Source organism: Collinsella sp. WCA1-178-WT-3 (M1), assembly GCF_009696325.1.
Taxonomy (GTDB): domain Bacteria; phylum Actinomycetota; class Coriobacteriia; order Coriobacteriales; family Coriobacteriaceae; genus Collinsella.
Window position 1 is genome coordinate 31,797 of sequence record NZ_VUME01000001.1, and the last position, 26,944, is coordinate 58,740.

Here is a 26,944-nt window from a genome sequence, read left to right on the forward strand (position 1 = left end):
GCGATTGCACGGGCGCCCTTTTTGCGTTGTAACAAGAGACTGCTGCTAATCGCTTGCCCTATGTTTCCAAATGAATACGCTGTGAGCCGAGGGCGACGGTTCTCCCCGCAAGCACTCTAGTATGCTAAAGTACCCAGAAGACCGGCGGAGCTATGCCGGTCTTTCGTTCTATATGAAACACAGCATGAGGAGGCTCACCAGATGACGGCCACACCGTGGGGATTCCTGGACATATTGCCCGAGGAGGCTCAGGCACGCGAGGAGATCGCGTATACGGTGAAGGGCTGCTTTAGGGAGCATCATTACCTTCCGGTCGAGACGCCGCTGCTCGAGGACAAGGGTTCGCTCGAGGAGGGCGGCCGCATTGCGGACACGCCGTTTAAGCTCTTTGATGACGACGGCCGCCTGCTAGTGGTCCGTCCCGACAACACGCTGCCGATCGTGCGCCTGGTTTCGACCCGCATGCGTGCGGCCGATCTGCCCCTGCGCCTTCGCTACGAGGCGCCGGTGGTTCGCGAGTGCCAGCGCAATGCCGGTGGCTCGCGTCAGTTTACGCAGCTGGGCTTTGAGCTTATCGGTGCGGGCGATACCGCGGGCGATGTAGAGATTGTTTCGCTGGTGGCCGAGGCCGTGCGTAGGCTGGCGCTTCCCGATGCTCGTATTATCGCAGGTAGCGTGCGTCCTTTTAAGGAGCTGCTCGCGGCGTGCGAGGATCGCGAGCTGGCAGCCGAGGCCCTGCGCTGCGTGCATGCCAACGACTTTGTGGGCCTCGATGCCCGCGTGGCTGCCAGCACCGAGTCTGATGCCGTCAAGGCCGCCATTAGCGAGCTGCCGCGCCTGCACGGTGGTGCCGAGGTGCTCGACCGCGTGGACGCGCTGCTGGAGGCCGCCGGTATCGTCGCGCCGCCGACGCGCGAGCTGCGTGCCCTGCTCGAGGGCCTGGCACCCGAGGACGCCCAGGTGCTGTCGTTCGATTTCTCCATCATGAACTCTTTCGATTACTACACGGGCCTGGTCTTTAAGGCCTATGCCGGTGGCTTGCCCGATCCGGTGGGTTCGGGCGGACGCTACGACTCCATCTTTACCGGCGCATTTGGCGACGGCATCGAGGTGCCGGCGGCGGGCTTCGCCTTTTCGCTCGAGCGTCTGGAGGCCGCGCATACCTCGGCCGAGGACGCTGCTTCCGATGGTGACCATGCCGTGGGTCGCGGCGCCGAGGGTCCGCTGCGCATTGCCGTGCCCAAGGGCTCGCTTAAGGCAGACACGCTCGACGTGCTCGAGGCCGCGGGCCTGGACGTCTCTGAGTTGCGTGACCCCGGCCGTCACCTGATCGTGCGAGGCCGCGACACGCGTGCCGGCGAGGGCACGGTCAGCGATATCGAGTTTGTTATCGTGCGTCCCAGCGATGCGCCTGCCTTTGTGGGCTGCGGCGGCGCCGATTGCGGCATCTGCGGCTGGGATTCGCTCATCGAGGCAGACCTCAACCTGCTGCAGCTGGTCGATTTGGGCTATGGCCTGTGCACCTTTATCGAGGCGGAGCCCGCGTGGCGCGCCGGCCAGGCCGAGCGCAACTATGCCCGCCGCGGTTCGCTTCGCGTGGCTACCAAATATCCGCGCATCGCGAGTGCCTGGTATGCCGAGCGCGGTGTGAACGCCGATATCGTTTCGCTGCACGGCAACATCGAGCTGGGCCCCATTGTCGGCATGACCGACCGTATCGTGGATATTACCGCCACGGGTGCCACGCTGCGCGACAACGATTTGGTCATCACCGGCCGCATTATGGACTGCACGGCGCGCTTTTTTGTCAACCCGGGTGCCGCTCGCTTGGATCCGCGCGTACGCAATCTGGCAGATCGCTTGGCGGCGGCCGTTAAGGACAAGCATTTTGAGCCCGTTGCGGGCTCGGCACAATAGCGCGAGCACGCACGGGCGCCCCAACGTCTGGGCTGCGGGCCGATGGGCGCCGCCGCCCGGCCTCTCGTTTTTCGAACACAACCTCGACCGATAGGGGATACCGACATGAAGACTATCAAGCTTGCTCCCGGTGAGCGTCTCGTTACCAACCAGCTCAACCGTAAGGGCGTGCTGCCGCAAAACATCGTCGACGCCGCCCGTGATATTGTGGCCAACGTGCGCGCCAACGGCGATGCCGCGGTGCGCGATTACTGTCAGCGTTTTGACGGTGTAGAGCTGCAGAGCTTCCGTCTGCCGCAAGAGCAGATCGATGCCGCGCTCGAAGGCCTCGACCCGTCCTTTGTCGCGGCGCTCGAGAAGGCTGCGCGCCAGATTCGCGAGTTCCACCAGCGCGAGGTCGAGCAGAGCTGGTTTACCACGCGTGCAGACGGCACCATGCTCGGCGTTAAGGTGACCCCGCTTGCGGCGGCCGGCATCTACGTGCCGGGCGGTCGCGCGCAGTATCCCTCCACGGTGCTCATGAATGCCATTCCCGCCAAGGTCGCCGGCGTCGAGCGCGTGGTCATGGTGACCCCGCCGCAAAAAGATGGCCTGATCAGCCCCTACACGCTCGCCGCGGCAAAGCTCGGCGGCGTGGACGAAATCTATATGGTGGGCGGCGCTCAGGCCGTGGCCGCGCTGGCATACGGTACCGAGACCATTCCGCGCGTCGACAAAATCACCGGTCCGGGCAACGCCTTTGTTGCCGCGGCCAAGCAGATTGTCTCGGGCGACGTGGGCATCGACATGGTCGCCGGTCCCTCCGAGGTCTGCGTGCTGGCAGATGCCACGGCCAAGCCCATGGTGGTCGCGGCCGACCTGATGGCCCAGGCCGAGCACGATCCGCTAGCAGCCTGCTATCTGGTGACCTGCGACGAGCAGTTTGCGCGCGAGGTCGAGGCGGGTATCGACATTCTGGTGGCACAGTCCCCGCGTGCCGAGATCACGCGCGCCTCGCTCGACAACGAGGGCACCATCGTGGTGGCCGCCGATATGGCTGCTGCCGTCGAGGCGGTGAACACCGTGGCGCCCGAGCACCTGGAGCTGCACTGCAAGGATGCGATGGGCCTGCTCGGCGGCATTCGCAACGCCGGCGCCATCTTTGTGGGCGCTTGGAGCTCCGAGCCGCTTGGCGATTATGTTGCCGGCCCCAACCACACGCTGCCGACCGGCGGCACGGCCATGTTCTCCAACCCGCTTTCGGTCGAAGAATTCGTCAAGCGCTCGAGCGTCATTTGCTATACGCCCGAGGGCCTGCTCTCGGACGCTCCCGCGACGCAGCGCCTGGCCGAGGCCGAGGGCCTGTGGGCGCACGCGCTTTCCGCCGCGCTGCGTCGCCGTGTGCTGGAGCAGGGCGAGGGTGCCGTGAGTGCTGAGTCTCTGGCCGCGGCCGACCTGACCAAGGTCGCCTGGCCGGGCGACGCCGTGGCGACGGTCGCCGAGGGTGTGGACCTAGCGGCTGCAAGCGCGGATGGCGCTGGCGCGACCGGCGAGGAGGCCTAATATGGCCGAGCTGACGTCTCGCATGAAGGGGCTCGTCCAGCCCTACTTGGCTGGCATTGAGCCCTACGATCCCAACTTTACGCCCACGCGTATCAACCTTTCGGCCAACGAGAACACCTATCCCGTGCCGGCTGGCGTGCGCGAGGCGGTCGACGCCGCCCTGGCTGCCACGCCGCTCAACCGCTACCCCGATCCCATGTCGAACGACCTGCGCGACGAGCTTGCCGCTTGGCATGGCGTGGCGCGCGAGAATATCTGCGTGGGCAACGGCGGCGACGAGCTGCTCTATAACTACCTGCTGGCGTTTGGCGGCGCGGGGCGGACCCTGCTCAACTGCCCGCCGTGTTTTAGCGAGTATGCGTTCTTTGCGTCGCTCTGTCAGACCGAGGTGCGCGACGTGTGGCGCGACCCGGCGACCTTTGAGCTCGACCAGGCTGCCGTGCTCGCGGCGGCGCCCGAGTGCAACCTGGCCATAGTGACCTCGCCCAATAACCCCACGGGTGACGTGGCACCGCTCGACTTTGTCGCGGCCCTGTGCGATGCGTGCCCCGGCGTGGTGATGGTCGACGAGGCCTACGTGGAGTTTGCCGATGATTCGTTTGGCACGGCCACCACAGCGCAGGGACTTATCGCCGAGCATCCCAACCTGGTGATCCTGCATACGCTGTCCAAGGCGTTTGGCGCCGCCGGCACGCGTCTGGGCTATGTGATTGCGGCGCCCGAGGTCATCGACGTGTTCGCGGCGATTCGCCAGATCTATTCGGTCAACGTGCTGAGCCAGGCGGCGGCGCTTGCCTGCGTGCGCGCCCGCGATGCGTATGCGCCCGTGGTGGCACGGGTCGCATCCGAGCGCGAGCGCGAACTGTGTGCCCTGCGCGCAATGGCTGCCGGGGGTCTGCCCGTGGAGGCATGGCCGAGTGCGGCGAACTTTGTGCTCGTGCGCACGCCGCATGCTACGCGCGTGCGTGAGCGCCTGCGCGACGAGTATTCGATTTTGGTGCGCGACTTTAGCTACGCGCCGGGGCTTGCAGACTGTCTGCGCATTACCGTGGGTACCCCGCAGGAAAACGATGAGGTGCTGGCTGCGTTTGCCGCGCTGGTGAAGGAGGAGATGTAGATGAGCCGTTATGCCGAGGTGACCCGCAAGACGGGGGAGACCGACATTGTTGTCAAACTCGACCTGGACGGATGCGGCGTGTGCGATATCTCGACCGGCGTGCCGTTTTTCGACCACATGCTCAACGCCTTTGGCCGCCATGGCCTGTTTGATTTAACGGTGCATGCAGTAGGCGACGTGGAGGTCGACGCGCACCATACCGTCGAGGACACGGGCATTGTGCTGGGTGAGGCGTTTTGCCAAGCGCTGGGCGACAAGGCGGGTATTACGCGCTTTGCAGACGCGGCGATTGCCATGGACGAGACGCTCGTGATGGCCGCCGTGGACATTTCGGGTCGCGGCCAGGCCTACTGCGAGCTGCCCATGCCGACCGAACGTGTGGGCAGCTTCGATACCGAGCTGGCCGTCGAGTTCTTCTATGCCTTTGCGCGCGATGCCAAGCTCACGCTGCACGTGCGCGAGCTCGCAGGCGGCAACTCGCATCACATTATCGAGGCCGCCTTTAAGGCCGTGGGCCGCACGATGCGCCACGCCTGCGAGCTCGATCCCCGCGTGCAGGGCATCCCCAGCACCAAGGGCTCACTGTAACCTGCCAAAAAGGGACAGGTTTATTTTGGCAGGTTTTATCTGCGGAAATGCTGTCTTATACGGTGGGTGAACGTTTAACCGACCAAAATAAACCTGTCCCTTTTTGGCAGGTTTTGAATGGGAAAAAGGAGGGTCGCGTGGGCGAACCGAAGATCGTGGTGGTCGACTACCACAAGGGCAACTTGTCGAGCGTCGTGCGCGGGCTTGTGCGCGCCGGTGCCGCCGCCTGCACGTCGGACGATCCGGAGCAGATCCGCCGCGCCGACGGCCTGGTCATCCCGGGCGTGGGTGCGTTCTATGACGCGATCGCCTTTATGCGCCAGAGTGGCGAGGAGGCGGCCGTGTTCGACGCCGTCGCCGCCGGAACCCCGCTGTTCGGCATCTGCCTGGGCCTTCAGCTATTTTTTGAGCGCGGCAACGAGGGCGTGCCTGCGGACGAGGGCGCGGTCGCCGACGGCAGCGCCCCCGAGCAGGCTGGCGGTCCCTGGGTCGATGGCCTGGGCATTATGCGCGGTTCGTGCACGCGCTTGGAGTCGAGCCGCCTGAAGGTGCCGCACGTGGGCTGGGACCAGGTGCACATGACGCCCACCGGTGCGGCCGATCCGCTGCTTGCCGGTTTTGCCGAGGGTGCCAACATGTACTTCACCCACAGCTACGCGGTGGCTGACGACGCCGATGCCGCCGATGTGCTGGCGTGCACACACTATACGCGGAGCTTCCCGTGCATCGTGCGCCATGGCAACGTGTGGGGCTGCCAGTTCCATCCCGAGAAATCCTCCGCGCTGGGTCAGCGCATCCTTAAGAACTTTGTGAGCATCGTCGAGGAGGTTGGCCGATGATCCTGTTTCCCGCAATCGATCTGATCGGCGGCAAGGTCGTGCGACTGGAGCGCGGTGACCGCAGCCGCTGCAAGGTATATTCCGACGATCCCGTGGCCGTTGCCCGCACGTTTGCCGAACAGGGCGCGAGCTGGGTGCACGTCGTCGACCTGTCCGCTGCCTTTGGCGAGGACGAGGGCGCACGCGCTGCCAACTCGGCGGCGATTAAGGCCATCTGCGGCGTCGACGGTCTGTCCGTGGACGTGGGCGGCGGCGTCCGCTCGCTTGCGCGCATCGACGAGTTGGCAGGCTACGGCGCATGCCGTATCGCGCTGGGCACCGTGCTGGTGACCGAGCCGGGTTTTGCCGAAGTGGCAGCCCAAGGCTTTGGCGAGTTGCTGGTGGCAGACATCGCCGCGCGCGACGGTCAGGTCAAGGTGAACGGCTGGCGCGACGGCGCAGGTGTGGCGCTCGACGATGCCGTGGCGCAGCTTTCCGAGCTGGGCTTTAAGCATCTGGTGTATACCGACATCGCGCGCGATGGCATGCAGACGGGTATCGATGTGGCGGCGTATCGCCATGTGGCCGAGGTCGCGGGCTTTCCCGTCGTGGCTTCGGGCGGCATCTCGACGCTCGACGACATCCGCGCACTGGCCGCGGTGGGTGAGGGCGCGATTGAAGGCGCTATTACCGGCCGTGCGCTCTACGAGGGCAACTTTACGCTGGCCCAGGCGCTGGTCGCCGCCCGAGGGGAGGAGTAGCCCATGCTTACCAAGCGCGTAATTCCCTGTCTGGACGTCAAGGACGGCCGCGTGGTCAAGGGAGTTAACTTTGTGAGCTTGCGCGATGCGGGCGATCCGGTGGAACTGGCGCGTGCCTACGACCGCGAGGGTGCGGACGAGGTCGTCTTCCTGGACATTACCGCGACGAGCGACAACCGCGCGACGACCATCGAGATGGCGGCACATGCGGCCGAGGAGCTCGCCATTCCCTATACCGTGGGCGGCGGCTTTCGCGACCTGGCGGGCATGCGCACCATGGTTGCCGCCGGTGCCGACAAGGTGTCGCTCAACTCGGCGGCCGTGCGCGATCCGTCGCTGATTAGCCAGGCTGCCGCGGCGTTTGGCAGCCAGGCCGTGGTCGTGGCGATCGATGCCAAGCGCGTCGGCTTGCCCGGCGCATCCGGTGCCGACAAGTGGGAGGTCTTTACCGCAGGAGGTCGCAACGCCACGGGCATCGACGCGGTGGCGTGGGCCGAGGAGGCGGCTCGTCGCGGCGCCGGCGAGATCTTGCTCACCAGCATGGACCGCGACGGCACCAAGGCCGGCTTTGATTTGGCGCTCACCCGCGCCGTGGCCCGCGCGGTGCCAATCCCCGTCATCGCGAGCGGCGGCGTGGGCACGCTCGAGCATTTTGCCGAGGGCGTGATCGAGGGCGAGGCCGACGCCGTGCTGGCGGCGAGCGTCTTTCACTTTGGAACCTTCAGCATTCGCCAGGTGAAGGAGTATATGGCCTCGCAGGGCATCCCTGTCAGGTTGGACTTCTAGCGCTGCGGCTTGCCTAGGCACCCGACCTTCCGGCTCCAACCCTCCTCGCGTACTTAAGTACGCGTCGTCGGGCTTGTCGCTCGGAATCTCGGGCACCTGGACAACCCTCGCCGACCTGCGAAGTTTGAATTTGGGGAGAGAAATGGAAGAGATAACCGATCCTTCAAAGCTTGCGTACGACGCCCGCGGGCTGATTCCTTGTGTGGTTCAGCAGTATGACACCGGCGAGGTGCTCATGGTTGCCTGGATGAACGAGGAGTCGGTGGGGCTGACGCTCAAGACCGGCACCACGTGGTTTTGGAGCCGCAGTCGCCAGGAGCTCTGGAACAAGGGCGCGACGAGCGGCAACATGCAGGAGGTTCGCGAACTCTGGGCCGACTGCGATAGCGATACGCTGCTGGTCAAGGTTGACTCGCCGGGTCCGGCCTGCCATACCGGCAACCGTACCTGCTTCTTTAAGAAACTCGCGTAGGGCGGGCGCTCGACCAGGCGCTTGGCCGACCAGAAAGGATTGAACCATGGGTGTGCGTACCGCAAATGTTCAGGATGGAAATATCGGCGAGACGCTAACGGGGCTGGCCGAGGTGATTCACGGTCGTCGCGATGCGTCGCCGCAGGAAAGCTATACCGCTCGACTGCTGACTGACGTCGAGGACGAGCTGCTCAAGAAGCTTGCCGAGGAGGCGAGCGAGGTGATCATGGCCTGCAAGGATAACGACCATGATCACATTCGCTACGAGGCTGGCGACCTGGTCTACCACCTGCTCGTGACGCTTGAGCGCTACGGCATTACCCTCGACGAGCTGGCCGGCGAACTCAACGCCCGCCGCCACTAGTCGTTAAAGAACGTCCCCGATGACCATAGAAGTTGCGGTGGAATAGTTCTTGTTAGACGGTCTTAGGGCTATAAATAGGAGCTATTTCACCGCAACTTATGAAGGGATGGCTAGGCGAGGGGTGTGGACTCCCATTCGCCGGTGGGGTGGGGGATGTCGAAGGTTCGGTAGCCGCAGTCGTAGGCATGGGCTTGGGCCTCGCGGATATTCCAGCAAATATCACAGGCGCGGTGCGCATCCGAGCCAAAGGTAATGGGCGCCTCAGCATGGGCAAAGCAGCGCAAAAGGCCGGTCGCGGGATAGTAGTCGTCGAGCCCCTTGCGCGGTGCGGCGGTCGAGACCTCAACGCGGCGGCCCGTATCGTGCGCACACTCGGCCATCTGCTGCCAAAACGGTGCGGGGTCAAAATCGGGCGCAAAGCCTTCCTTCGAAAAGCGCATGACCAGGTCGGGGTGAGCCATCACATCAAAGTTGAGCGAGCTTTCGCAGGCGCGGCACCATTCATCGACGTAGCGCTCCCACACGCCGCGCACACCTAAGTTTTCCCAAACGTGCAGGTTGGTGTCGTCGTCGATCCAGCCGCAGCGTGAGTCGGGCGTATCGGGGCGTGCGACGCCCTCTGTCCCCGTCGTGCCCGCAGCGCCTGCCATGATATTGCCCGGGTTACCAATCCAATGCACGCTGCCCAGGCGTACGACGGCGCCCCGGGACCATCGCTCAACCAAAGGCTCGCAGCCTTCGTACCAATCGCACTCAAAGCCATAGACAAGCTCAAGCTCCGGCGCAATCTGCGCGGCAAGCTTGCGGGCATCCTCAAAAGCCAGACGATGCGCCGGCAGGTCGCCCTCGACAACCTGCACCTCGCAGGTGGCATCCATGCTGGCAGGCAGGGTAAGGTGATCGGACGAGACCATGGTGTGGCAACCGGCCGCAGCAGCGGCGCGGACGTTGTCTTCAAACGAGGCGTGTCCGTCCGAAAACGAGGTGTGAGTATGGCAATCGACCAGCGGGCAAGCAGGCATGGCGGCTCCTTTACGTCAAGCGAATCTGCTCCATTGTAACGGCGCGGCCCCCAGTGCGATGTACGCGCCGGGGGCCGAAATCGACTGGAAAGACGGGCGGCGCATAAGGGCGAGCTCGCGACATCGGCCTTGCTTCGAATCATGTACCTCAGCCTCCAAAACCGACAAAAAATGACATGTTTGGAGGCTGATGTACATGTTTGGCCGAGGCGGTGGAGTGTCGGTTCTTGCAGACAAGGAAAATCGCGCTCATCGCGCGCCGCCACACTTGCGCCGCTCGCGATGTGCTAGCGTTTGGGTGAATAAAACGAGCCCGTGCGGAAAGGAGCCGGACCGTATGCAACGTGGAACTACATCTCCGCTGTCCCGCGAGACCGATGCGCCCGAAACCATCGTCAAGCTGGAGTGCGACATCGACGACGCGTCGCCCGAGGTGCTCGCCTACGCCTCCGACCGCCTGCGCGAGGCCGGCGCGCGCGAGGTGCACTGGCTGCCCCTCTATTGCAAGAAAGGCCGCCCTGGCTGGCAGTTGCAGGTAATCTGCACCCACGAGGATATCGAGTGCCTGCAGACGATCATCTTTTTGGAAACCACGACCAATGGCATCCGCCGCCAGGTTATGGAGCGCGTTTGCCTGCCGCGCTACTTTGAGCGCGTAACGACGCCGTGGGGCGAGGTGTCCGTCAAGGTGGCCACCTTGCCCGACGGCAGTGAGCGTGCGGCGCCCGAGTACGAAGACTGCGCCCGCCTTGCCCGTGAGCACAATGTGCCGCTCCTACGCGTGATGCAGGCGGCCCAGAGCGCGGCACTGCGATTTGAATAACGCGGCTGGTGGCGACATTCCGCGCTCGGCCACGTCAACCCCACCCTCACCCCGAAAGGACCTCCATGAAATACCTCATCGCTTCTGACATCCACGGCTCGGCATATTGGACCGAGCGCCTCTGCGCCGCCATCGAAGCCGAGCAGCCCGACCGCATCGTCCTGCTGGGCGACCTGCTTTATCACGGTCCGCGCAACGACCTGCCGCGCGACTACGCTCCCAAGCGCGTGATTCCGTTGCTCAACGCCCTGGCCGACCGCATTATCGCGGTGCGCGGCAACTGCGACGCCGAGGTCGACCAGATGGTTCTCGACTTTCCCGTCATGGCCGACTACGCCACACTGTTCGACGAGGTCGGCCGCGAGCTGTTCCTGACGCACGGCCACGTCTTTGGCGCCGGCATGCACAACAGCGTCGACCACGTGCCCGCGCTGCCCGAGGGCTCCGCGCTCGTCTACGGCCACACGCACGTCAAGGTCAACGAGGAAAGCACCGCGCACCCGGGTCTGTGGCTCTTCAATCCCGGCAGCGTGAGCATCCCCAAGGACGGCACGCACAGCTATGGTATCTACGAGGGCGGCGCGTTCCGCCATGTGATCATGGAGGAGGACTAACCATGGCCGAGCACATGGCTCAGCAAAATGCCGAAGGTTCGCGCGACCTGTCCACGCTGGTCGATGCATCGGCCGAGTTACAACATCTGGTACAGACTATCTGGCGCCTGCGTCAGCCCGACGGCTGCCCGTGGGACCGCGAGCAGACGCACCAGAGCATTGGCAAGAACATGATCGAGGAGGCCTACGAGGCGCTCGACTGCATCGAGGCGGATGACGCGGCCCATCTTCGCGAGGAGCTGGGCGATGTGCTCATGCAGGTCGTGTTGCATGCGCAGATCGCGGCGGACGCCGGCGAGTTTACGCTGGCCGACGTGGCGCGCGATATCGACGCCAAGCTCATTCGCCGCCATCCGCACGTGTTTGGCGATGTGGATGCCGACAACTCCGACGAGGTGCTCAAGATTTGGGACGAGGTCAAGCTTGCCGAGAAGGCCGCCAAGGACCAGGCCGTGGCGGCGGGCGAGGCTGCGCCCGAGGGCCTGCTCGACGGCGTGCCCACGCATCTGCCGGCGCTGATGCAGGCTCAGAAGGTGTCGCGCAAGGCGGCTGCCGTGGGCTTTGAGTGGGAGACCGTCCAAGATGTGTGGGACGAGGTCGCCGAGGAACGTGCCGAGTTTGAGGCCGAGGAACCCGGCTCGCCCGAGCGCGAGATGGAGTTTGGCGACCTGCTCTTTGCCCTGGTCAACGTTGCGCGCAAAGAGGGCATCGACGCCGAGAGCGCCCTGCGCGCGAGCACGGCCAAGTTCCGCCGCCGTTGGGCCGCAATGGAGCAGATGGCGGCCGATGCCCATGTTGATCTTGCCGAGCTTTCGACCCACGGGCTCAACGACCTGTGGGATGCCGCAAAGGCAGAGGAGTAGGACACGGTGTTGGTCGGCGGGGCGTAAGGGCGGCGTCCCGTTGACTTGCCCGTTGGCGACCACGCGCGCTCGAGTAATGGATTTGTCCTACGGCTCGTCCGGCTGGTCCGCCCGCGTGCTATAACTAAAGGACTTAGCGCAAACAAACCTCAACCGCACAAGGCGCACATGGATCAGATTTACGACAACAGGCACTATTCCGCCGGTTCGCGCGAACCGTCACCTCGCCGTGCGCATTCGGTGCAGCTTGGCGGGTCTGGTTATGCTGGCGCTGATCGCTCCAGGTATAGCTCGCCGGCGACTTCGCATCCCAATGCTCAGCCAAATAGTTCCTCGGACAGTCCGGTGCGCCCATCGCGTTCCAAGCATGCGTCGCGCCCTTCGACCCAGGCGTCCGACAAGCCGCGCCGTCCCTCAAGCCGTCTTTCGGGCTCGGACTTTATGCACTACGCCAACGATAACGCGGTGGTCAAGGCAATCTATGATTTTACCCACGGTCCCCAGCGAGGGCTGTTTGTTGGCATTGTCGTCGCCCTGGCGCTCGTGAGCCTGTACTTCCCGGTGCGCGACCTGTATGTGGCAAAACGCTCGAGCGACATCTTGGCCAAGCAGGTCGAGATTCGCGAGCAATATAATGACGACCTGCAAAAAAGCGTCGACAAGCTGCTCTCGGAGGAGGGCATTAAGGACGCGGCGACCGAGGACCTGGGTCTGGTGATGCCCGGCGAGAAGAGGATTGAAGTGCAGGGCCTAGACGACGATTCCGATACCTCGTCGAGCCAGAAGTCGTCGAACGCCAAGAAGGCCAGCGAAGTTGCCAAGGAAATCGAAGAGGTCGGCAAGGACGCGCCGTGGTACATCCAGACGCTCGACATGCTGTTTGGATTTAACGGCGTCGAGGGCCAGGCAGTCGTGTCCAATGGCGAGTAGCGCCCGGAGGGGGGCCGCAATGACGAATTGCAAACGATATAAGGTGGCGGCGATTGACCTGGGAACGGTGTCGTCGCGACTGGTGCTGGCCCAGGTCGAGGACGGGGCGATCGTGGAATCGTCCAAGCATACCGAGATTACCGACTTGGGCGAGGGCGTGGACGCAACGGGGCGCTTTTGCGAGGCGGCCGTTGGGCGCGTGCTCGCTGCGTGCCGAATGTTTGTGGACGAGGCCCGTGCCTTTGGGGCCGCGTGCATCTGCACCACGTGCACGAGCGCCGCGCGCGATGCGTCCAATGCCGCGCTGCTGCTGGACGGCCTGCGCGAGCTGGGGCTCGAGCCGCAGGTGATTCCGGGCGAGGTCGAGGCGCGCCTGACGTTTTTTGGCGTGGCGCACGACTTTGCCGGCGAGCGCATCATTGTTACCGATTCGGGTGGCGGATCCACGGAGCTCGCGACGGGCGTCTATGCGCCGGAGCGTGGGGTCTTTGCGCTGGAGGGAACGCGCTCGCTGGACATCGGTTGTCGCCGCGTGACGGAGCGGTTTTTCTCGGCGCTGCCGCCAACGGGCAGCGAGCTTGCCGCCGCTGGCGCGTGGGCAAACGAGCAGTTTGCGGGCTACTTTAAGAGCTTACCTGTCGACTTTGAGCGAGCCGAGCGCCTGGTCGCGGTGGGTGGCACCGTCACCACGCTCGTTGCGCTCGTTCACGAGCTGGAGCCGTATGATTCGAGTTTTGTGCACCTGCGCGAGCTTTCGCTGGACCAGGTTTCGGCCGCTATCGAGCGCATGTCCTCGCTGGATGTTGCGGGCATCGCCGCGTTGCCAGGCGTGCAACCCAAGCGCGCGGGCGTGATCCTGGCTGGTGCTGTGGTGATTCGCGAGCTCATGCGAGCCGGCGGCTACGACGCGCTCACTGTAAGCGAGAACAGTCTGCTCGCCGGAATGGCCGCCACCATCAACGAGGTTCTCGACGGCGCGACCCCCACCATCGCCTGGACCCCCAACCTCAGCGTCCTTTAACCATCCCCTCATAAGTTGCGGTGAAATAGTTCCTAAATGGGCTGATAAACTGCCAAAACAGGAACTATTCCACCGCAACTTCTTAGAGGCTTGACGGTGTCCAAAAGAAACGAGCCCGCATCCCTGGGGGACACGGGCTCGTAAACAATACGTGGTAGGGGCGGTGGGACTCGAACCCACAATCCTTGCGGCGAGAGATTTTAAGTCTCCTGCGTATGCCAATTCCGCCACGCCCCCGTAAGACTAGAAGTCTAGCACAAGCCGTCCGTTACGCGTTGACGGCCATCGAGTGTTGGCCCGACTTCTCGAGGAACTCTTGGAACTTTGCCTCGTCGCCCTTGTTTTGGTACTGCAGGGCCAGCAGGTACTCCAGTCGGCAGCGCTTGACCGGGTCGTTGCCGACATCCTCGAGCATGCGCTCCAGCTCGGGAATGTCGTTGTGGCGCTTGAGGATCATCGTGTCGTACATCAGCTGGCATTCGTGCGCGACTGCCTCGGCTTGGCCGCCCTCAAAGCCCTTGATCTCGTGCAGCAGCTCCTTGGACTTTTTGCGGTCCTCCTGGCCAACGTAGTAGTTAAAGGCCTTGATCACCAGATCGACGCGCTGCATCTTGGGCAGGTTGAGCCCCAGCAGCAGGTCAAACATCTCGTCGGCGCGCTCGTGGTCCTCGCGCAGCAGATAGGAGTTCAGGCGCAGGTAGTCGCGGTTGTAGCGCGGGTACAGCATGCTGGTGAGTTTGCCGTCGAGCAAACGATCGAACTCGTCCCACTGTTTGGCGGCCATGAGCCGCTGCAGGCGTTTAAACGTGGTGCGTTTTTTGATGCTAAAGAGCAGCGACACGACGATACAGATGACAACGACGACGGTCCAGAGTGTGCGGGAATCGGGCATATTGAGCTCCTCGGTCGCTCGTAAAACAAGCGGTATGACAAAACGTACTAGATGTATTATACGCAGCGTGCAAGCAAACTGGCACAAAAGTGCATCGAGGCCGAGCGCCATCGCTCGCTGCGGTACACTTACCTAAAGTAAACCATGAAGGGAGACATTACCTATGAAGAAGATCGTTTTGGCTTGCGGTGCTGGCGCTGCTACTTCCACGCTCGTTGCCCAGAAGGTCGCCACCATGCTCGACGCCAACGGTTACGCCGGCAAGTATGAGATCGTGCAGTGCGCCATTTCCGAGGCCAAGGACGCTTGCGACGAGGGCGCCGACCTGCTGATCGCCACCACCGTTGCCCCCGAGGGCCTCACCTGCCCGTACGTGAGCGGCGTGCCCTTTATGACCGGCATGAACCGCGTCGCTGCCGAGAAGGCCGTTCTCGACGTCATGGCTCAGTAGACGCTGCCTGTATGAACGAGCAGAACGCCAACCCGGTCGAGCTCTTTGGCATGCGCGTTGCCCATGTGGGCATTAACGCCACCGACCCGGCAGACGCCCTGGAGATCGCGGAGCTGTTCTCGACGATGATGGGCCTGCCCGTCAGCGAGACCCCGATTTCGTACTTTAACGACTCGCTGGTCGAGATCATGAAGCAGAACGGTCGTGGCGCCAAGGGCCACATAGGCTTTGCCGTCAACGACATCGATGCTGCCGAGAAGTGGTTTGCCGAGCACGGGCTCGAGGTCAACGAGGAGTCGCGCGTGCTGCTGCCCGACGGCGGCACCAAGCTTGTGTACTTTAAGCGCGAGTTCGCCGGCTTCGCCGTGCACCTGTGTCACGAGTAGCGCACAAGCTGCTATAACGAAAAAAGGGATAGGGCCGCATGGCCCTATCCCTTTTTTATGCCGAGGGGGCAACCTTTTGAGGGGACATGAAATCGGGGTCTAATACTTTTCCCGAGAAGTGAACGAGCAGAATTGGACCCCCGAAGCATCGACACTTTGAGGGTACCGTTTCCTGCGGTTTTGATGCTGGAATCCTGCGACTTTCCCGTCGAAAAATGTGGATGCTTCAGGGGTCCAAATACGCTCGTTCACTTCTCCGGAAAAGTATTAGACCTCGATTCACGAGGGGGCTTCCTACCGTGGCAGGCGAATCGTAAAGCGGCTACCGACGCCCTCGACCGAGGTCACGCCAATGGCGCCGCCATGGCTATCGACAATCCACTTAGCAATGGCAAGCCCCAGGCCCGAGCCCTGCGCGCCGGCATCACGTGCGTTGTCGGCGCGGTAGAACCGTTCAAACGCGTGAGCTGCGGACTCCTGGTTCATACCGATACCCTCGTCCTCAACACTTATGTCGATCGCGCCCGTGCCCGTATCGGGAGTTATGGCAAACGTGACGGTCGTTCCCGCGTTCGAATACTTGGCGGCGTTCTGCACGATCACGCGCAGAGCCTGCTTCACAAGCGCCACGTCGACAGGTGCATCGCAGCGCGGATCGTTGGCAAATGCAGCGTCAAAAGCCAGCCGATACGTGTGCGCGGCGTCGATCATCTGCGATTCCTCGCACACCTCGCCGACCAGTGCGGCCAGGTTGGTATGCGCACGCCGCAGGACCGTGCGCCCGGCATCGCCGCGTGCCAAAAACAGCAGCTGCTCCACGAGCTCCTGCATATGCTCGCTTTCGGCCTTGAGGGACGCGATGGATTCCGCCAGCACGTCCGGGTCGTCTTTGCCCCAGCGGTCGAGCATGTTTACGTAGCCCTGAATCACCGCGATGGGCGTGCGCAGCTCGTGGCTTGCATCGTTGACAAAGCGCATCTGCTGCAGCTTGGCCTCTTGCATCTGGCGCAGCAGCCGGTTGAGCGCGACCTCGATGCTTGCCAGGTCGGCGTCGCCGGTGGTGACGCTCGGCGAGTCGACGCTTGCACGCTCGATGGCCTGTTCCAGCGTTTCCATTTTGCCGCCGGAGAGTTGCATGCGGCCGAGTTCGTCCACGCGCAGGGCCAAGTCGTTGAGCGGCGCCATGGTGCGACGCACGTGCCTCGCGCCGCCGAGCATGTTGAGCACGCTGATGACCTGCCAACCCACAACGACAAGGTAGAGAGGCCATAGCGCGACGAGGTCCTGCGCGAGGGGGAAAGTCTTGGTGGTAGCAAGTTCGACGGTATAGGTGAGCGTTGTCAGGTCCCAGTCGCGCGCGGGCTTCAGCGACATGCTGTGAACGGCGGCGCTGGGGATCCATCCTGCGGTAAACGCACCGTCGGGCAACGTCTGGTTGTATCCATAGACGAGGATCGCCGCCGCAATCACCATCAGCAGCAGATCGAGCCAGACGTAGCTCATCAGGCGGCGCCATATATAGCTCCAGTTGATGGCGCGGGCGATGGAGGTGACACGCTTGGCCTCGGCGTTACGCACGGCAGGCATAGCCCACCCCGCGCACGGTCTGGATGATGCGGGCGCCGCCGGCGTCCTCGATCTTGGCACGCAGGTGCGCGATGTGTACGTCGACGTTGTTGGTGTCGCCCACGTATTCGTAGCCCAGCGCCTCGTGCGCGATGCGCTCGCGTGTGAGCACGGTTTCAGCATGTGCCATAAGCAGGGCGAGAACGTCGAACTCGCGGGCCGTGAGCGCGATGGGCGAGCCGCCGACCGTGACTTCGCGGCGGTCGGGGTCGAGCACGACCGAGCCCACGGTGAGCGCGGCGGGGGAGGGCGCGACGGAAGCCTTGGTCGACTCGCTGACCGGGGGCACCGCAGCGGCGTCGCCGCCCGCGCTGCCCGCCATGCCCGCCCCAGCGCCGGCGCCGCCAACGCCCGAAGCCGCCCGCACGGCCTCCGCGCGCTTCAGCGCCACGCGAATCCGTGCGAACAGCTCCTCAATCGCAAACGGCTTGGTCAGGTAATCGTCGGCACCGGCATCGAGCCCGGCCACCTTGTCCATCACGGTATCGCGCGCGGTGACCATAATCACCGGCACATCCTTGTGCTTGCGGACACGCCGCAGGACCTCCATGCCGTTGAGCTGCGGCAACAGCACATCGAGCAGAATCAGATCGTAGTCGCGCTCCAGCGCCAGGTCCACGGCGGTGCGGCCGTCGGCGGCGTGCTCCACCTGGTAGCCCTCGTGCTCCAGCTCGAGCGTCACAAAGCGGGCGATTTTCTCCTCGTCCTCTACGATCAGGATCTGTGCCATGCGTGTCCCCGTCTGCGATTACTTGTCGTCGTTCAGGTTTTGCTTGATGTCGTCCGCGGCGTCAGCGGCGTGATTCATAAGGTTGTTGATGCTGCCGGGCACGTCGCCGTCGCTATCGATGCGGTAGCGCATGCCAAAGAATAGGCCAATCAGCATGAGCCATATCGTGGCGCCCCAGGCAAACAGGGCGACGATGGGGATCAGGATGGGGATGTTGAGGATGATGGCGTCGCGGCGCGTGGCGATAAACTTGGTGTCCAGGCTCAGGCGGAAGAGCTTTTTGAGGTACTCCCACACGCTGTCCATCTTCTTGGAGAAGTCGGTCTTTTCGCTCGACTTCTCGTAGGCTGCCTGCGCGGCGACCATCTCGGCCGAGGGCTCATCGACTGGCGCGGCCTCGGTGGCGGCATGCGCCGACGTGGTCTGGGTCTTGCCTTGCGATTCGAGCCAAATGATGGCGTCCAAAACGTTGCCGTCGGCGGCGTCGAGCGCGGCCTTGGCATCGGTGTAGCTCACGTTGCACTTGGTGCGGATGGTTTCAACTTTTTCGAGGTCGTCCATGACCTGTCCTTTCGTTCGATGGGCGCGACGTCGGGCGATCTGCCCGGGCGCGAGCGTTGCGTTCGGCGGCCTGCGTTGCGCGGCGCCGCCCCGCCCTTGGTCGAACTCTATAGTGCAGGTTATAGATTAAGCGATTCTTGAGCCAAGATTAATGTTGGATGAGTTTTTGGGTGGTGTGAGGGAGGAGCGGAATGTGTCTATTGGGTTGCGCGGGGGAGAAACGACTCGCCTTTTAGACTGCTGCCGACGAGGTCTAATACTTTTCCCGAGAAGTGAACGAGCTAAAACGGACCCCCGAAGCATCGACACTTTAGAGGTGCCGTTTCCTGCGGTTTCGATGCTGAAATCCTGCGATTTTGCCGACGAAAAATGTGGATGCTTCAGGGGTCCTAAAACAGACGTTCACTTCGCGGAAAAGTATTAGACCTCGATAGCGGGGGATGGGGTGCCGGTGCAAAACGGCGTTAAGGGTTGGTCGAGCAGGTGGTTTTCAGGCGACTGGGACATGGCGGGCGGTTGATCACCTATACTGGTTGGGCTCAACTGGAGAGGTGATAACTAGTTATGAAATCAATCAATGTTGCAGCGGCGATTATTCAGAAGGATGGGAAGATCCTGAGCTGCCAGCGCGGCTATGGCGAGTTTAAAGACGGCTGGGAATTTCCGGGCGGCAAGCTCGAGCCGGGCGAGACCGGCGAGCAGGCAATTGTGCGCGAGATTCAAGAAGAGCTCGAGGTCACGATCGGTAACCTCGACTATCTTTGCACGGTCGAACACGATTACGAGACGTTCCACCTGTCGATGCAGTGCTACCTAGCTACCATTCTTTCGGGGGAGTTCAAAGAGCATGCTCACGAGGATATGAAATGGCTTGATACCAATAACCTGTGGGATGTCGATTGGCTTCCGGCAGACGTTAAAGTCGTTAAGGAGCTCGAAAAGAAACTCGGGCTTATGTAAGAAAGGGGCGGGCGCCACATGGCGGCCGCTCTTTTTTACTCGGCCTCGCTCAAATCGCTGAGCATAAACTCGTAGATGTCCTGTCGTACAGGCACATTGAGCTCATATTCGATTTCAACGGCGTTGTCGCCGCTCTTAGTTTTAATAGCTTCGAACTCACCGGTCGGATGCATTTCGCCTAAGAAATAGAACTCCTTGCCACCCTTATCGTCCTTATTCTTTCGCATAAACAAATACGTCTTCAGGCCGTTTTCCGGCCATACCTGCAGTCGCAGAATCTCGGGAGAGTTGAGTGTACGGTTGCCCTTGGAGATTGCGATAAGCTTGCTCGGCGAAACAAAGCGATCTTCATACTGAATTGACTCACTAATGTCGGGCGCCTTGTCATAGTTAATAAACACAGGGAATGTATTGGTCTTTTCGTCGTAAAAATAGCCGCCAAGATTTTGGCCGTTGATGTTCTTTTCCCAGTTCATCAAGCGGCAAACCTCTTCGTACGTGTACTTGGCGTTGAGAACGAAATTTGTGTTTTCGTACGTCTCGGCATAGTCGAGTCGGTTGCGCGCGATACCAAAATCCAGCACCTCAAGAATCTGACGTTTGAACTCTGCGTTGCGCAGGGCGGTCGCAAACACTTCGGTCAGACGAGGTCCGGTTCCATCGTCAATGAGCAGGGAAACGAAATCCTTAGGAGTGGCAAAGTCGCCCTTAAGGACTGCGATTGCCGACCTAACGGCGCTGTCCTTAAGCTGTGCGCGGTAGTTCCTAAGCGCAGCCTCGCGCATATGCCGGTAGCCCTCGTGTCCGGCTTCGACGAGCGTTTGAAGCAAATAGAGGTCTTCGAATCGCTTGCCCGTGGCAAGTTTTTGAGAAATAAATTTGAGAATCTTGGTTTGATCAGAGGAAAATTGAACCGTGTAGTCCGGCTCGTATTTGGAAAGAAATACGTGGTAGGAGCCCAGGCCGCTATTCTTGAAGATAAGCAGCGGATCGATGGAGCCGTTACGATCAAATTCGAGCAGCGAGGGAATCTTGCCGAGTTTTTGGCGCAAGTCGAGATATTCGTTTTTCAAAAACCTGACGGAGGTGAAATCGCCGCCGTCGATGGCCTTGTAAATGCGTGCCTCGGAAATACGATCGAAGCTCACGGTCGAGCATCCGGGGATCGCCGAATCGCCCTCTTGAACAAGACGGCGCAGGCGGTCTTTGTTATATGTCTTGTCACCCGAAAGCGCGATGGGCACCAGGAAGTTGCTCTGGTAGTTGCCAATAAAGTCGAGCACCAGTGCGTATTCCTTACCATCATTCAAGCGCAAACCTCGTCCGAGCTGCTGAATAAAGATGATTGCGGAGTCGGTGCGTCGAAGCATGATGATTTGATTGAGCGAGGGGATGTCGACGCCTTCGTTCATGATATCGACCGAGAAAATGTACTCGAGCTCTCCGGCTTCAAGTCGGCTGATCGCGGCATCGCGGACCTCATCGGGATCTTGACCGCTAATCGCAACCGTTCGATATCCGAGAGCGTTGAATTTGCGTGACAGTTCCTTGGCCTCGGCGTTTCGATTGCAAAAAATTAAGCCCCTGCGATTGCTTTTGGTGACGCTATATTCTTCGATCTTCTCGGTGATATGACGCACGCGCTCGTCGGACGTCAAGCGCCCGAACAGGGCGATATCTTCGACCGTTTCGTCGTCAATCTCCAGATCGTGAATGCCAAAATAATGGAAGGGGGCAAGCATCTCCTCGGCCAAAGCGTCCTGCAGCGTGATCTGGAACGCGATGACGTGATTGAAAAGAGCAAAGACGTCATAGCCGTCGGTGCGATTGGGTGTAGCGGTCATGCCCAGATAAAACCGAGGCGTAAAGTGCGACATGATGGATTGGTAACCCTGGGATCCCGTGCGGTGGGCCTCGTCGATGATGATGTAGTCGAACTCATCGGGACGGAAATCGCTCAGATGTTTGGCGACCGAAGAACACATGGCAAACACGCAGGTAGCATTGCTTATATTCTTGCCAGTTTGATAGGTGTCGAACGTATAGGTACTACCTAAGAGGCGTTCGTAGCTTGCGCGGGAGGCGTCGATAATGCGCCGGCGGTGCGCAAGAAAGAGGACGCGCCGGGGTTTAGTTGCGAGCACGTCGAACGCCGAAAGGAAGGTCTTGCCGGTGCCGGTTGCCGAGACCAGCAGGGCGCGGGTCTCGCCCTTGCGGTGGATTACGCCGAGCGCCTCAAGGGCGCGCTGCTGCATTTTATTGGGCTTGATTTCTTCGAGGTCATTCTGCACCGGCGTTTCCGCAGATCTGAATGTCGGTTTCGATTTGGGCTTTGGCGGACGTGCCGATCGATATGCGGCATAGTTCTCAATCCAGTCTTGGGAAAGCAAAACGGTTGAGGTGTCGTTCCACAACGAATTGAACTCGCCCCTCAGTTCGCCGAGTAAGCGGCTGTTCTCGACAGTCTGATACAGCACGTTCCATTCTTTATTACAGGTGAGGGCGGTCTGCGTCATGTTCGAGCTGCCGATGATGACCGTGCTGGTTTCGCCCTTATCAAAAATATATCCCTTGGCATGCAAATTACCTTGGAATACGCGAACTTCCATGTTGTCGTATTCCAGGAGCTTGCGAAACGCATCGGGTGAGTTGAAGTTGAGATAGGTGGACGTGAGCAGCCTGCCCTTAATGCCACGCTGTTTGAGCTCCTGGAACGCCTCGACCAGGATTTGAAGACCGCCGTCTGCAACAAACGCTACACAAAAGTCAAAGGAGCTGCAGGTTGAGAGCTGCTCTTTGATAGCGGATAGTAGTGTTCCGCCTGTCGCCTTCGAGTTGGCGATGAGCTTGGGTGAATCGTTCTCGCGTGCAAGCGAGTCGAATTCAATATCAATCTGCTGCTGCGTAGTCATCCCGGCCAAACCTTTCGAAAGACTATGTTGGCGCCAGGATAACAGATCGATCGTTCGTGTTTTGGGCATATGACGGTATTGATTGCCGGCTTTGGTCTGAGGGGCGCGGTTTCTCCATTGATGTCCGCACGGCATGTGACACTTACCCTGCCGCCCTGCTCTGCCGCGGCGGCATGTACTCAAACAACGGCCCTCTAAGGAGTCCGATATTGATGAGTGATAGCACCAAGCATCTCGCAAAGAAGTGCGTCAAGGACGCGGGGCCGTGCCTCGCGCTGTGCGTGGTCGGCGCAGCGGTCGCGCTGTTGGCTGTTCTGGGACCATTCGACGTGCTCCGAAGTGCCGGTTCTCTGCACGTTTGCATGGCCCTTGCCGGCGCTATTATGACCGGCGGCGTGCTCGATCTGGTTTTTTGGGTGCTTGACCCGTTTGGATGGAAGAACGAGGGGTAAGCCCTAAGGGATGGAAGGGCTGGAACGATTGGCTTAGTGATCGTGCAGAATGCGGTCTAGCGACTTACAGGGAAGTGGTAATCCGATGACGGTCTATGTGACGGGCGATATTCACGGCGGCCTCGACATGCAAAAGCTGCGCGACTGGGATCTTGGGGATAGTCTGACGAGCGACGACCATCTGATTGTCGCGGGCGACTTTGGCTTTCCGTGGGATTTCTCTGCCGAGGAATGCGCCGATATCGCCTGGCTGGAGTCGCGCCCCTACACCGTGCTGTTTGTCGATGGAAACCACGAGCGTTTCGATCACTGGGCGGAGCGCCCCATGGAGCTTTGGCACGGTGGGCTGACGCAGCGCCTGTCGGATACCTCTCCCATACGGCGCCTGACGCGCGGCGAGGTTTTTGAGCTCGACGGCTCAACGATCTTTACCATGGGCGGCGCCACGAGCGTGGATAAGGAATACCGCATTCCCTATTCCAGCTGGTGGCCACAGGAGCTGCCGGACGAGCGCAACTTTGAGGAGGCGCGGACAAAGCTCGACAGCGTGGGCTGGAAGGTTGACTACGTGGTCACCCACACCTGCTCTACGCGCATGCTTTCGCCCACGCTCTATCCGGGGCCTGGCTGGAATTGCCCCGACGTCGACCGACTTACAGCATTTTTCGATGAGCTGGAAGACCGCTTGGACTACAAGCGCTGGTACTACGGGCATTTTCATCGGGATGCCAACCCTGCCGAGCGCCATACCGTGCTCTACGACTGCATCGTTCGCTTGGGCGACGAACTCCAGCCCTGGGACGTTGCGTAGGGGCGAGGTATTTGGCTACTCGGCCGTTACAGTGATGTTCTCGCGGTGCGCGCGGATGACATTCCAGCTAAAGTGCTCGACCAGCTGCTCGGCAGAGCGCGACGTGGTGTCCGGCGCGATGCCCGTTTGCCCGGCGAGCCATCCCAGCAGTGCCTCGGGCGTGCCAAAGCGTGCGCGTAGCTCGCCCAGGTCCAGATCGCGGTCGCGCTTGGAAAGGCGGCGGCCGTCCGGCGACATGAGCAGCGGAATGTGCGCGTAATGCGGCGTGGGAAGTCCCAGCAGATGTTGCAGGTAGATTTGGCGGGGCGTGGAGCCCAGCAGGTCGCATCCGCGCACGACCTCGGTGACGCCCATGGCAGCGTCGTCGACCACCACGGCTAGTTGGTAGGCAAAAACGCCGTCGCTGCGGCGCACCAAAAAGTCGCCGCACTCGGTGGCGAGTGCCTCGCATTGGGCGCCGTACGTACGGTCCACGAATTCGATCACGTCGCCGGCGAGGTCATCGACGGTAGGCACGCGCAGACGCGTGGCCGGGGCGCGCAGAACGCTGCGGCGGGCGATCTCTTCGACAGAAAGGTTTCGACAGGCGCCGCGGTAGATGGGCGTGCCGTCGCTGGCATGCGGCGCGCTCGCGGCGTGGAGTTCGGCACGCGTACAAAAGCAGGGATAGGTGAGGTCGGCGTCATTCAGCCGGCGCAAGGCGCTTTCGTACAGGTCCAGACGATCGTGCTGGTAGTAGGGGCCTTCGTCCCACTCAAGCCCTAGCCAGGCCAGGTCGTCAATCAATTGAGCGGCAAGTTCCGGGCGCTTGCAGCGATCGTCCAGGTCCTCGATGCGCAACACGATGCTGCCGCCTTGGCTGCGGGCCGAAAGCCACGAGCACAGGCAGCTGAACACGTTGCCCAGGTGCATGCGGCCCGAGGGCGACGGGGCAAAACGGCCTACGACAGGTACGGGAACGGAGGCGGGCTGCATCGTTGGCGCGTTCGCGGCGGGCGTTGCTATGTTGCGTGCGTTGATATCCATGCGGACGAGTATAGCGCGGGGCGCGATGGGGAGGCGTCACTGTGGTCCGCAAGTTGTCGAGGCCCCGCATTGCGTATGGTGGGCCGCAGGCTCGGTGCTTTGATTCCTGTCGATCAACTCAGTACCTTAGACAACAGAAACCCCGGCAGCTCTTCGCAACTGCCGGGGTTTCCGCGGAAAAGGGGGACATGATCCTCGAGCGAACGGCAAAGGGGCAAACCGGTTTCGCTCAACTGCTTTATGCCCCTCGGCTGGCGGCTCAATCAGCGCGTGCCGCGCCCACACAAAGCTGCTACACCTGTGACGGAGCTGTGAAGTGGTATCTATTGCTGGCGCGGGCCATGCCAAGGGTGTCCCTCATGACTAGTCATTTAAGAACGTCCCCAATGACTACCCAATGATTAGCTGCTGGCGGCAGGCATGACTTTCATCCCGTTTGGCGCTCCGGTCGCCTAGATGTTCGTCATGTGTACCCGCAAACGTGGGACAATGGCGCTGTTGGTTTTACAGACAAAGGATGTGCCTATGAACGCCCCCGTTGCCAATGCTTGTCGGCAGCGCTGCCTGCTTGCGCGATTTGCTTCCATTTGCGCACTCGTCGCGTGCGTGCTGCTGCTGTTGCCCGCCGCCGCATGCGCCGACGGGTATTCCATGACCCAAACCTATATCGGTGCCACGGTTGAAGCCGATGGGTCGCTGACCGTTGTCGAGGGACGCCGGTTTGATTTCGACGACGACATCAACGGCGTGTATTGGGATATCAATACGGGCACCAACCAGCAGGGTGGTACGGCGGGTGTCGATGTGCTGAGCGTCGAGGAAGATGATGCCGCGTTTAGCAGGGTTGACTATGCAAACAAAGGCGACAACGGCGTCTATACGGTTGAGCAGTCCGACGGCGGCGTAAAGATCAAGGTGTTCAGCCCCCACGAGAGCGGCGACAGCGCGATCTATTACGTGAGCTACACCATGACCGGTGCGGTTATGAACTGGTCCGATACCGCTGAGCTCTACTGGAAGTTTGTGGGCGACGGCTGGTCTGCGGACTCCGATGACGTCGAGATGGAAGTTTACTTCGCAAATGCCGCTGCCGGAACGGCGGCCGTCAAGGGCGATAACTTCCGTGCGTGGGGCCACGGTCCGCTCACGGGCGACGTGTCGCTCGACGCGGACGAGCCCATGGTCACCTATACCATACCCTGCGTGCATCAGGGCGAATTCGCCGAGGCGCGCATCGCCTTCCCCAGCGATTGGGTGCCGCAGCTCGCCGCCTCGGGCAAGGAACGCATGTCGACAATTCTGGGCGAGGAGAAGGCGTGGGCCGAGGAGGCCAACGCCCGCCGCGCTCACGCTCGCATGATCGCCAATGCACTTGCCGCGGTTAGCGTTGTCGCGGCGGTGGCCTTTACCGGCACAATCGTCGTGCTCAAGTTGCGCAAACGCAAGCCCAAACCGCTGTTCCAGGACGAATACTTCCGCGACGTGCCCTCGGCCGACCATCCCGCCGTGCTTTCGGCCCTCATGAGCTGGAACGAGGTGCCCGATCAGGCATATATCGCCACGCTCATGAAGCTCACCGACGATCGCGTGATCAAGTTAGAGGAGGCAATCGCGACCAAGGGCAAGAAGGGCCTGCTCCGTCGCGAAAAAGAGGAGCAGACGTATCGTGTGACGGTGAGCGATGCGGGCTGGAAGTCGGCCAAGGGCATTGACCGCATGGTGCTCAAGGTCTTCTTTGCCGGTGCTAAGCCCGACGAGAACGGCGATCGCTCGCGCACGTTTGACGAGCTGCAACACTATGTTAAGCAGCACGCTACGCCCGTGGGCGACAAGCTCAAGGACTATCAGAGCACCGTTAAGGGCAAACTGGCCGATAGCGAGTACGTTGCCTCGGACGGCATTGTCGCAATGGTGTTTTGCCTGGTTCTTGGTACTCTGATCGCCTTTGTTCCCGTGGGATCCATCTTCTTTACCGACGGCGCACAGGTGAACATTGTCGCCGCGGTTATCTCGGTGCCGATTGTGCTGGTGGGTATTGGCGTGGGCCTTACGTTCCGCCGCCTTACGCCGGAGGGCGCCGAGGTGGCGGCTCGCTGCAAGGCGCTCAAGCATTGGCTCGAGGACTTCACGCGTCTAAAGGAAGCCGTCCCCGGCGATCTGGTGCTGTGGAATAAACTTCTGGTGATGGGTGCGGCGCTGGGCGTTTCCAAGGAAGTTCTGCGTCAGCTTGCCGAGGCCGTGCCGCCCGAGGTGCGCGAGGCCGACGGCTTCTACGACAATTACCCCTGCTACTGGTGGTACTACCATCACTACGGAAACCAGTCTCCGCTCGATTCGTTCGATGGCGTGTATCACGAGAGCATCCGTGAGCTGGCTTCGAGTTCCGATAGCTCGAGCGGCGGCGGCGGTGGTGGCTTCTCGGGCGGCGGGGGCGGCGGCGTCGGCGGAGGCGGCGGCGGAACGTTCTAACGGTCCTAAAATATGGGATGGGCTTTTCTC

General features: G+C 61.6%; 27 protein-coding genes and 1 tRNA gene. 20 read left to right on the plus strand and 8 right to left on the minus strand.

Translation table 11 applies throughout. The features are described from left to right. The first annotated feature begins 201 nt into the window (after positions 1-201). From hisG to hisE, 9 genes are all read left to right on the plus strand, one after another. Positions 202-1,917: an ATP phosphoribosyltransferase gene (gene hisG, locus FYJ40_RS00135; RefSeq protein WP_154515107.1), complete on the plus strand. Its 1,716-nt coding sequence runs from the start codon at positions 202-204 to the stop codon at positions 1,915-1,917. Positions 1,918-2,022: 105 nt separating this feature from the next. Continuing rightward, positions 2,023-3,459: a histidinol dehydrogenase gene (hisD, locus tag FYJ40_RS00140; protein ID WP_154515105.1), complete on the plus strand. Its 1,437-nt coding sequence runs from the start codon at positions 2,023-2,025 to the stop codon at positions 3,457-3,459. 1 nt (position 3,460) lies between these two features. Then, positions 3,461-4,576, plus strand: coding sequence for a histidinol-phosphate transaminase (gene hisC, locus FYJ40_RS00145; protein ID WP_229770592.1), 1,116 nt, complete (start codon positions 3,461-3,463; stop codon positions 4,574-4,576). Then, entirely contained in the window at positions 4,577-5,164 is a 588-nt protein-coding gene (hisB, locus tag FYJ40_RS00150) for an imidazoleglycerol-phosphate dehydratase HisB (protein WP_154515101.1), read from the plus strand. It abuts the gene before it with no gap. 137 nt (positions 5,165-5,301) lie between these two features. Then, entirely contained in the window at positions 5,302-6,003 is a 702-nt protein-coding gene (gene hisH / locus FYJ40_RS00155; protein ID WP_370450549.1) for an imidazole glycerol phosphate synthase subunit HisH, read from the plus strand. Beyond that, positions 6,000-6,743: a HisA/HisF-related TIM barrel protein gene (locus FYJ40_RS00160; RefSeq protein ID WP_154515097.1), complete on the plus strand. Its 744-nt coding sequence runs from the start codon at positions 6,000-6,002 to the stop codon at positions 6,741-6,743. The genes hisH and FYJ40_RS00160 overlap by 4 nt, the downstream gene beginning before the upstream one ends. Positions 6,744-6,746: 3 nt before the next feature. Next, the gene (gene hisF / locus FYJ40_RS00165) at positions 6,747-7,529 is read left to right on the plus strand and encodes an imidazole glycerol phosphate synthase subunit HisF (protein ID WP_117769949.1); all 783 of its coding nucleotides are present in this window, start codon (positions 6,747-6,749) and stop codon (positions 7,527-7,529) included. Positions 7,530-7,671: 142 nt separating this feature from the next. Then, positions 7,672-8,001, plus strand: coding sequence for a phosphoribosyl-AMP cyclohydrolase (gene hisI / locus FYJ40_RS00170; protein ID WP_154515095.1), 330 nt, complete (start codon positions 7,672-7,674; stop codon positions 7,999-8,001). Positions 8,002-8,047: 46 nt separating this feature from the next. Further along, complete coding sequence (gene hisE / locus FYJ40_RS00175; protein WP_006235893.1) at positions 8,048-8,365, plus strand: phosphoribosyl-ATP diphosphatase; 318 nt, start codon at positions 8,048-8,050, stop codon at positions 8,363-8,365. Positions 8,366-8,475: 110 nt separating this feature from the next. Here the strand turns inward: hisE and FYJ40_RS00180 are convergent, their stop codons facing one another. After that, positions 8,476-9,387, minus strand: coding sequence for a PHP domain-containing protein (locus tag FYJ40_RS00180; protein WP_154515093.1), 912 nt, complete (start codon positions 9,385-9,387; stop codon positions 8,476-8,478). A 337-nt stretch (positions 9,388-9,724) separates the two neighbouring features. Between FYJ40_RS00180 and larC the strand changes: the two genes are divergently transcribed. From larC to FYJ40_RS00205, 5 genes are all read left to right on the plus strand, one after another. Beyond that, positions 9,725-10,210, plus strand: coding sequence for a nickel insertion protein (larC, locus tag FYJ40_RS00185; RefSeq protein WP_229770593.1), 486 nt, complete (start codon positions 9,725-9,727; stop codon positions 10,208-10,210). Between the two features lie 65 nt (positions 10,211-10,275). Next, complete coding sequence (yfcE, locus tag FYJ40_RS00190) at positions 10,276-10,824, plus strand: phosphodiesterase (protein ID WP_154515089.1); 549 nt, start codon at positions 10,276-10,278, stop codon at positions 10,822-10,824. Between the two features lie 2 nt (positions 10,825-10,826). After that, positions 10,827-11,687 carry a nucleoside triphosphate pyrophosphohydrolase gene (gene mazG, locus FYJ40_RS00195; protein WP_154515087.1) on the plus strand — a complete coding sequence of 287 codons (861 nt, stop codon included), beginning with the start codon at positions 10,827-10,829 and terminating at the stop codon, positions 11,685-11,687. A 168-nt stretch (positions 11,688-11,855) separates the two neighbouring features. After that, positions 11,856-12,617: a hypothetical protein gene (locus FYJ40_RS08970; protein WP_229770594.1), complete on the plus strand. Its 762-nt coding sequence runs from the start codon at positions 11,856-11,858 to the stop codon at positions 12,615-12,617. Between the two features lie 19 nt (positions 12,618-12,636). Then, entirely contained in the window at positions 12,637-13,638 is a 1,002-nt protein-coding gene (locus tag FYJ40_RS00205; protein WP_154515085.1) for a hypothetical protein, read from the plus strand. Between the two features lie 152 nt (positions 13,639-13,790). Here FYJ40_RS00205 and FYJ40_RS00210 read toward each other — a convergent pair. Next, positions 13,791-13,875, minus strand: a tRNA-Leu gene (locus tag FYJ40_RS00210). 31 nt (positions 13,876-13,906) lie between these two features. After that, complete coding sequence (locus FYJ40_RS00215; RefSeq protein ID WP_154515083.1) at positions 13,907-14,530, minus strand: hypothetical protein; 624 nt, start codon at positions 14,528-14,530, stop codon at positions 13,907-13,909. Between the two features lie 163 nt (positions 14,531-14,693). On the opposite strand from FYJ40_RS00215, the gene FYJ40_RS00220 reads away from it, so the two are divergent. Continuing rightward, positions 14,694-14,981 (plus strand): PTS sugar transporter subunit IIB, encoded by a 288-nt coding sequence (locus FYJ40_RS00220; RefSeq protein ID WP_055252380.1) that lies wholly within the window; start codon positions 14,694-14,696, stop codon positions 14,979-14,981. 11 nt (positions 14,982-14,992) lie between these two features. Then, a complete protein-coding gene (locus FYJ40_RS00225) occupies positions 14,993-15,367 on the plus strand; it encodes a VOC family protein (protein ID WP_154515081.1) in 375 nt (124 codons plus the stop codon). Positions 15,368-15,661: 294 nt separating this feature from the next. Here the strand turns inward: FYJ40_RS00225 and FYJ40_RS00230 are convergent, their stop codons facing one another. From FYJ40_RS00230 to FYJ40_RS00240, 3 genes are read right to left on the minus strand one after another with little or no spacing between them, the layout of a single operon-like run. Beyond that, positions 15,662-16,954, minus strand: a complete 1,293-nt coding sequence (locus FYJ40_RS00230; RefSeq protein WP_154515079.1) for a cell wall metabolism sensor histidine kinase WalK — start codon at positions 16,952-16,954, stop codon at positions 15,662-15,664. After that, positions 16,938-17,723 carry a response regulator transcription factor gene (locus FYJ40_RS00235; protein WP_154515078.1) on the minus strand — a complete coding sequence of 262 codons (786 nt, stop codon included), beginning with the start codon at positions 17,721-17,723 and terminating at the stop codon, positions 16,938-16,940. The genes FYJ40_RS00230 and FYJ40_RS00235 overlap by 17 nt, the downstream gene beginning before the upstream one ends. An 18-nt stretch (positions 17,724-17,741) precedes the next feature. Beyond that, the gene (locus FYJ40_RS00240; protein WP_154515076.1) at positions 17,742-18,284 is read right to left on the minus strand and encodes a DUF4342 domain-containing protein; all 543 of its coding nucleotides are present in this window, start codon (positions 18,282-18,284) and stop codon (positions 17,742-17,744) included. A 564-nt stretch (positions 18,285-18,848) separates the two neighbouring features. Between FYJ40_RS00240 and FYJ40_RS00245 the strand changes: the two genes are divergently transcribed. Beyond that, positions 18,849-19,244: a (deoxy)nucleoside triphosphate pyrophosphohydrolase gene (locus FYJ40_RS00245; protein WP_154515074.1), complete on the plus strand. Its 396-nt coding sequence runs from the start codon at positions 18,849-18,851 to the stop codon at positions 19,242-19,244. Positions 19,245-19,279: 35 nt separating this feature from the next. Here the strand turns inward: FYJ40_RS00245 and FYJ40_RS00250 are convergent, their stop codons facing one another. Then, positions 19,280-22,339 (minus strand): DUF3427 domain-containing protein, encoded by a 3,060-nt coding sequence (locus FYJ40_RS00250; RefSeq protein ID WP_154577075.1) that lies wholly within the window; start codon positions 22,337-22,339, stop codon positions 19,280-19,282. 29 nt (positions 22,340-22,368) lie between these two features. Between FYJ40_RS00250 and FYJ40_RS00255 the strand changes: the two genes are divergently transcribed. Both FYJ40_RS00255 and FYJ40_RS00260 read left to right on the plus strand, forming a co-directional pair. After that, complete coding sequence (locus tag FYJ40_RS00255) at positions 22,369-22,608, plus strand: hypothetical protein (RefSeq protein ID WP_154515070.1); 240 nt, start codon at positions 22,369-22,371, stop codon at positions 22,606-22,608. A gap of 85 nt (positions 22,609-22,693) precedes the next feature. Continuing rightward, positions 22,694-23,419: a metallophosphoesterase gene (locus FYJ40_RS00260; RefSeq protein WP_154515068.1), complete on the plus strand. Its 726-nt coding sequence runs from the start codon at positions 22,694-22,696 to the stop codon at positions 23,417-23,419. 15 nt (positions 23,420-23,434) lie between these two features. Here FYJ40_RS00260 and gluQRS read toward each other — a convergent pair whose 3' ends face one another. Next, positions 23,435-24,394 carry a tRNA glutamyl-Q(34) synthetase GluQRS gene (gene gluQRS / locus FYJ40_RS00265; RefSeq protein WP_154515066.1) on the minus strand — a complete coding sequence of 320 codons (960 nt, stop codon included), beginning with the start codon at positions 24,392-24,394 and terminating at the stop codon, positions 23,435-23,437. A gap of 576 nt (positions 24,395-24,970) precedes the next feature. Between gluQRS and FYJ40_RS00270 the strand changes: the two genes are divergently transcribed. Then, entirely contained in the window at positions 24,971-26,914 is a 1,944-nt protein-coding gene (locus FYJ40_RS00270; protein WP_195838514.1) for a DUF2207 domain-containing protein, read from the plus strand. Positions 26,915-26,944 lie beyond the last annotated feature (30 nt).

What these genes read in the sequence shown, in the direction of transcription:
- FYJ40_RS00245 (WP_154515074.1), top strand. Translation starts at nt 18,849, where the DNA reads ATGAAATCAATCAATGTTGCAGCGGCGATTATTCAGAAGGATGGGAAG.
- FYJ40_RS00255 (WP_154515070.1), top strand. Translation starts at nt 22,369, where the DNA reads ATGAGTGATAGCACCAAGCATCTCGCAAAGAAGTGCGTCAAGGACGCG.
- mazG (WP_154515087.1), top strand. Translation starts at nt 10,827, where the DNA reads ATGGCCGAGCACATGGCTCAGCAAAATGCCGAAGGTTCGCGCGACCTG.
- hisG (WP_154515107.1), top strand. Translation starts at nt 202, where the DNA reads ATGACGGCCACACCGTGGGGATTCCTGGACATATTGCCCGAGGAGGCT.
- FYJ40_RS00160 (WP_154515097.1), top strand. Translation starts at nt 6,000, where the DNA reads ATGATCCTGTTTCCCGCAATCGATCTGATCGGCGGCAAGGTCGTGCGA.
- yfcE (WP_154515089.1), top strand. Translation starts at nt 10,276, where the DNA reads ATGAAATACCTCATCGCTTCTGACATCCACGGCTCGGCATATTGGACC.
- hisC (WP_229770592.1), top strand. Translation starts at nt 3,461, where the DNA reads ATGGCCGAGCTGACGTCTCGCATGAAGGGGCTCGTCCAGCCCTACTTG.
- FYJ40_RS00230 (WP_154515079.1), bottom strand. Translation starts at nt 16,954, where the DNA reads ATGCCTGCCGTGCGTAACGCCGAGGCCAAGCGTGTCACCTCCATCGCC.
- FYJ40_RS00220 (WP_055252380.1), top strand. Translation starts at nt 14,694, where the DNA reads ATGAAGAAGATCGTTTTGGCTTGCGGTGCTGGCGCTGCTACTTCCACG.
- hisE (WP_006235893.1), top strand. Translation starts at nt 8,048, where the DNA reads ATGGGTGTGCGTACCGCAAATGTTCAGGATGGAAATATCGGCGAGACG.
- FYJ40_RS00270 (WP_195838514.1), top strand. Translation starts at nt 24,971, where the DNA reads ATGAACGCCCCCGTTGCCAATGCTTGTCGGCAGCGCTGCCTGCTTGCG.
- hisB (WP_154515101.1), top strand. Translation starts at nt 4,577, where the DNA reads ATGAGCCGTTATGCCGAGGTGACCCGCAAGACGGGGGAGACCGACATT.
- larC (WP_229770593.1), top strand. Translation starts at nt 9,725, where the DNA reads ATGCAACGTGGAACTACATCTCCGCTGTCCCGCGAGACCGATGCGCCC.
- gluQRS (WP_154515066.1), bottom strand. Translation starts at nt 24,394, where the DNA reads ATGCAGCCCGCCTCCGTTCCCGTACCTGTCGTAGGCCGTTTTGCCCCG.
- FYJ40_RS00215 (WP_154515083.1), bottom strand. Translation starts at nt 14,530, where the DNA reads ATGCCCGATTCCCGCACACTCTGGACCGTCGTCGTTGTCATCTGTATC.
- FYJ40_RS00180 (WP_154515093.1), bottom strand. Translation starts at nt 9,387, where the DNA reads ATGCCTGCTTGCCCGCTGGTCGATTGCCATACTCACACCTCGTTTTCG.
- FYJ40_RS00260 (WP_154515068.1), top strand. Translation starts at nt 22,694, where the DNA reads ATGACGGTCTATGTGACGGGCGATATTCACGGCGGCCTCGACATGCAA.
- FYJ40_RS00235 (WP_154515078.1), bottom strand. Translation starts at nt 17,723, where the DNA reads ATGGCACAGATCCTGATCGTAGAGGACGAGGAGAAAATCGCCCGCTTT.
- hisD (WP_154515105.1), top strand. Translation starts at nt 2,023, where the DNA reads ATGAAGACTATCAAGCTTGCTCCCGGTGAGCGTCTCGTTACCAACCAG.
- FYJ40_RS00205 (WP_154515085.1), top strand. Translation starts at nt 12,637, where the DNA reads ATGACGAATTGCAAACGATATAAGGTGGCGGCGATTGACCTGGGAACG.
- hisF (WP_117769949.1), top strand. Translation starts at nt 6,747, where the DNA reads ATGCTTACCAAGCGCGTAATTCCCTGTCTGGACGTCAAGGACGGCCGC.
- FYJ40_RS08970 (WP_229770594.1), top strand. Translation starts at nt 11,856, where the DNA reads ATGGATCAGATTTACGACAACAGGCACTATTCCGCCGGTTCGCGCGAA.
- hisI (WP_154515095.1), top strand. Translation starts at nt 7,672, where the DNA reads ATGGAAGAGATAACCGATCCTTCAAAGCTTGCGTACGACGCCCGCGGG.
- FYJ40_RS00225 (WP_154515081.1), top strand. Translation starts at nt 14,993, where the DNA reads ATGAACGAGCAGAACGCCAACCCGGTCGAGCTCTTTGGCATGCGCGTT.
- FYJ40_RS00240 (WP_154515076.1), bottom strand. Translation starts at nt 18,284, where the DNA reads ATGGACGACCTCGAAAAAGTTGAAACCATCCGCACCAAGTGCAACGTG.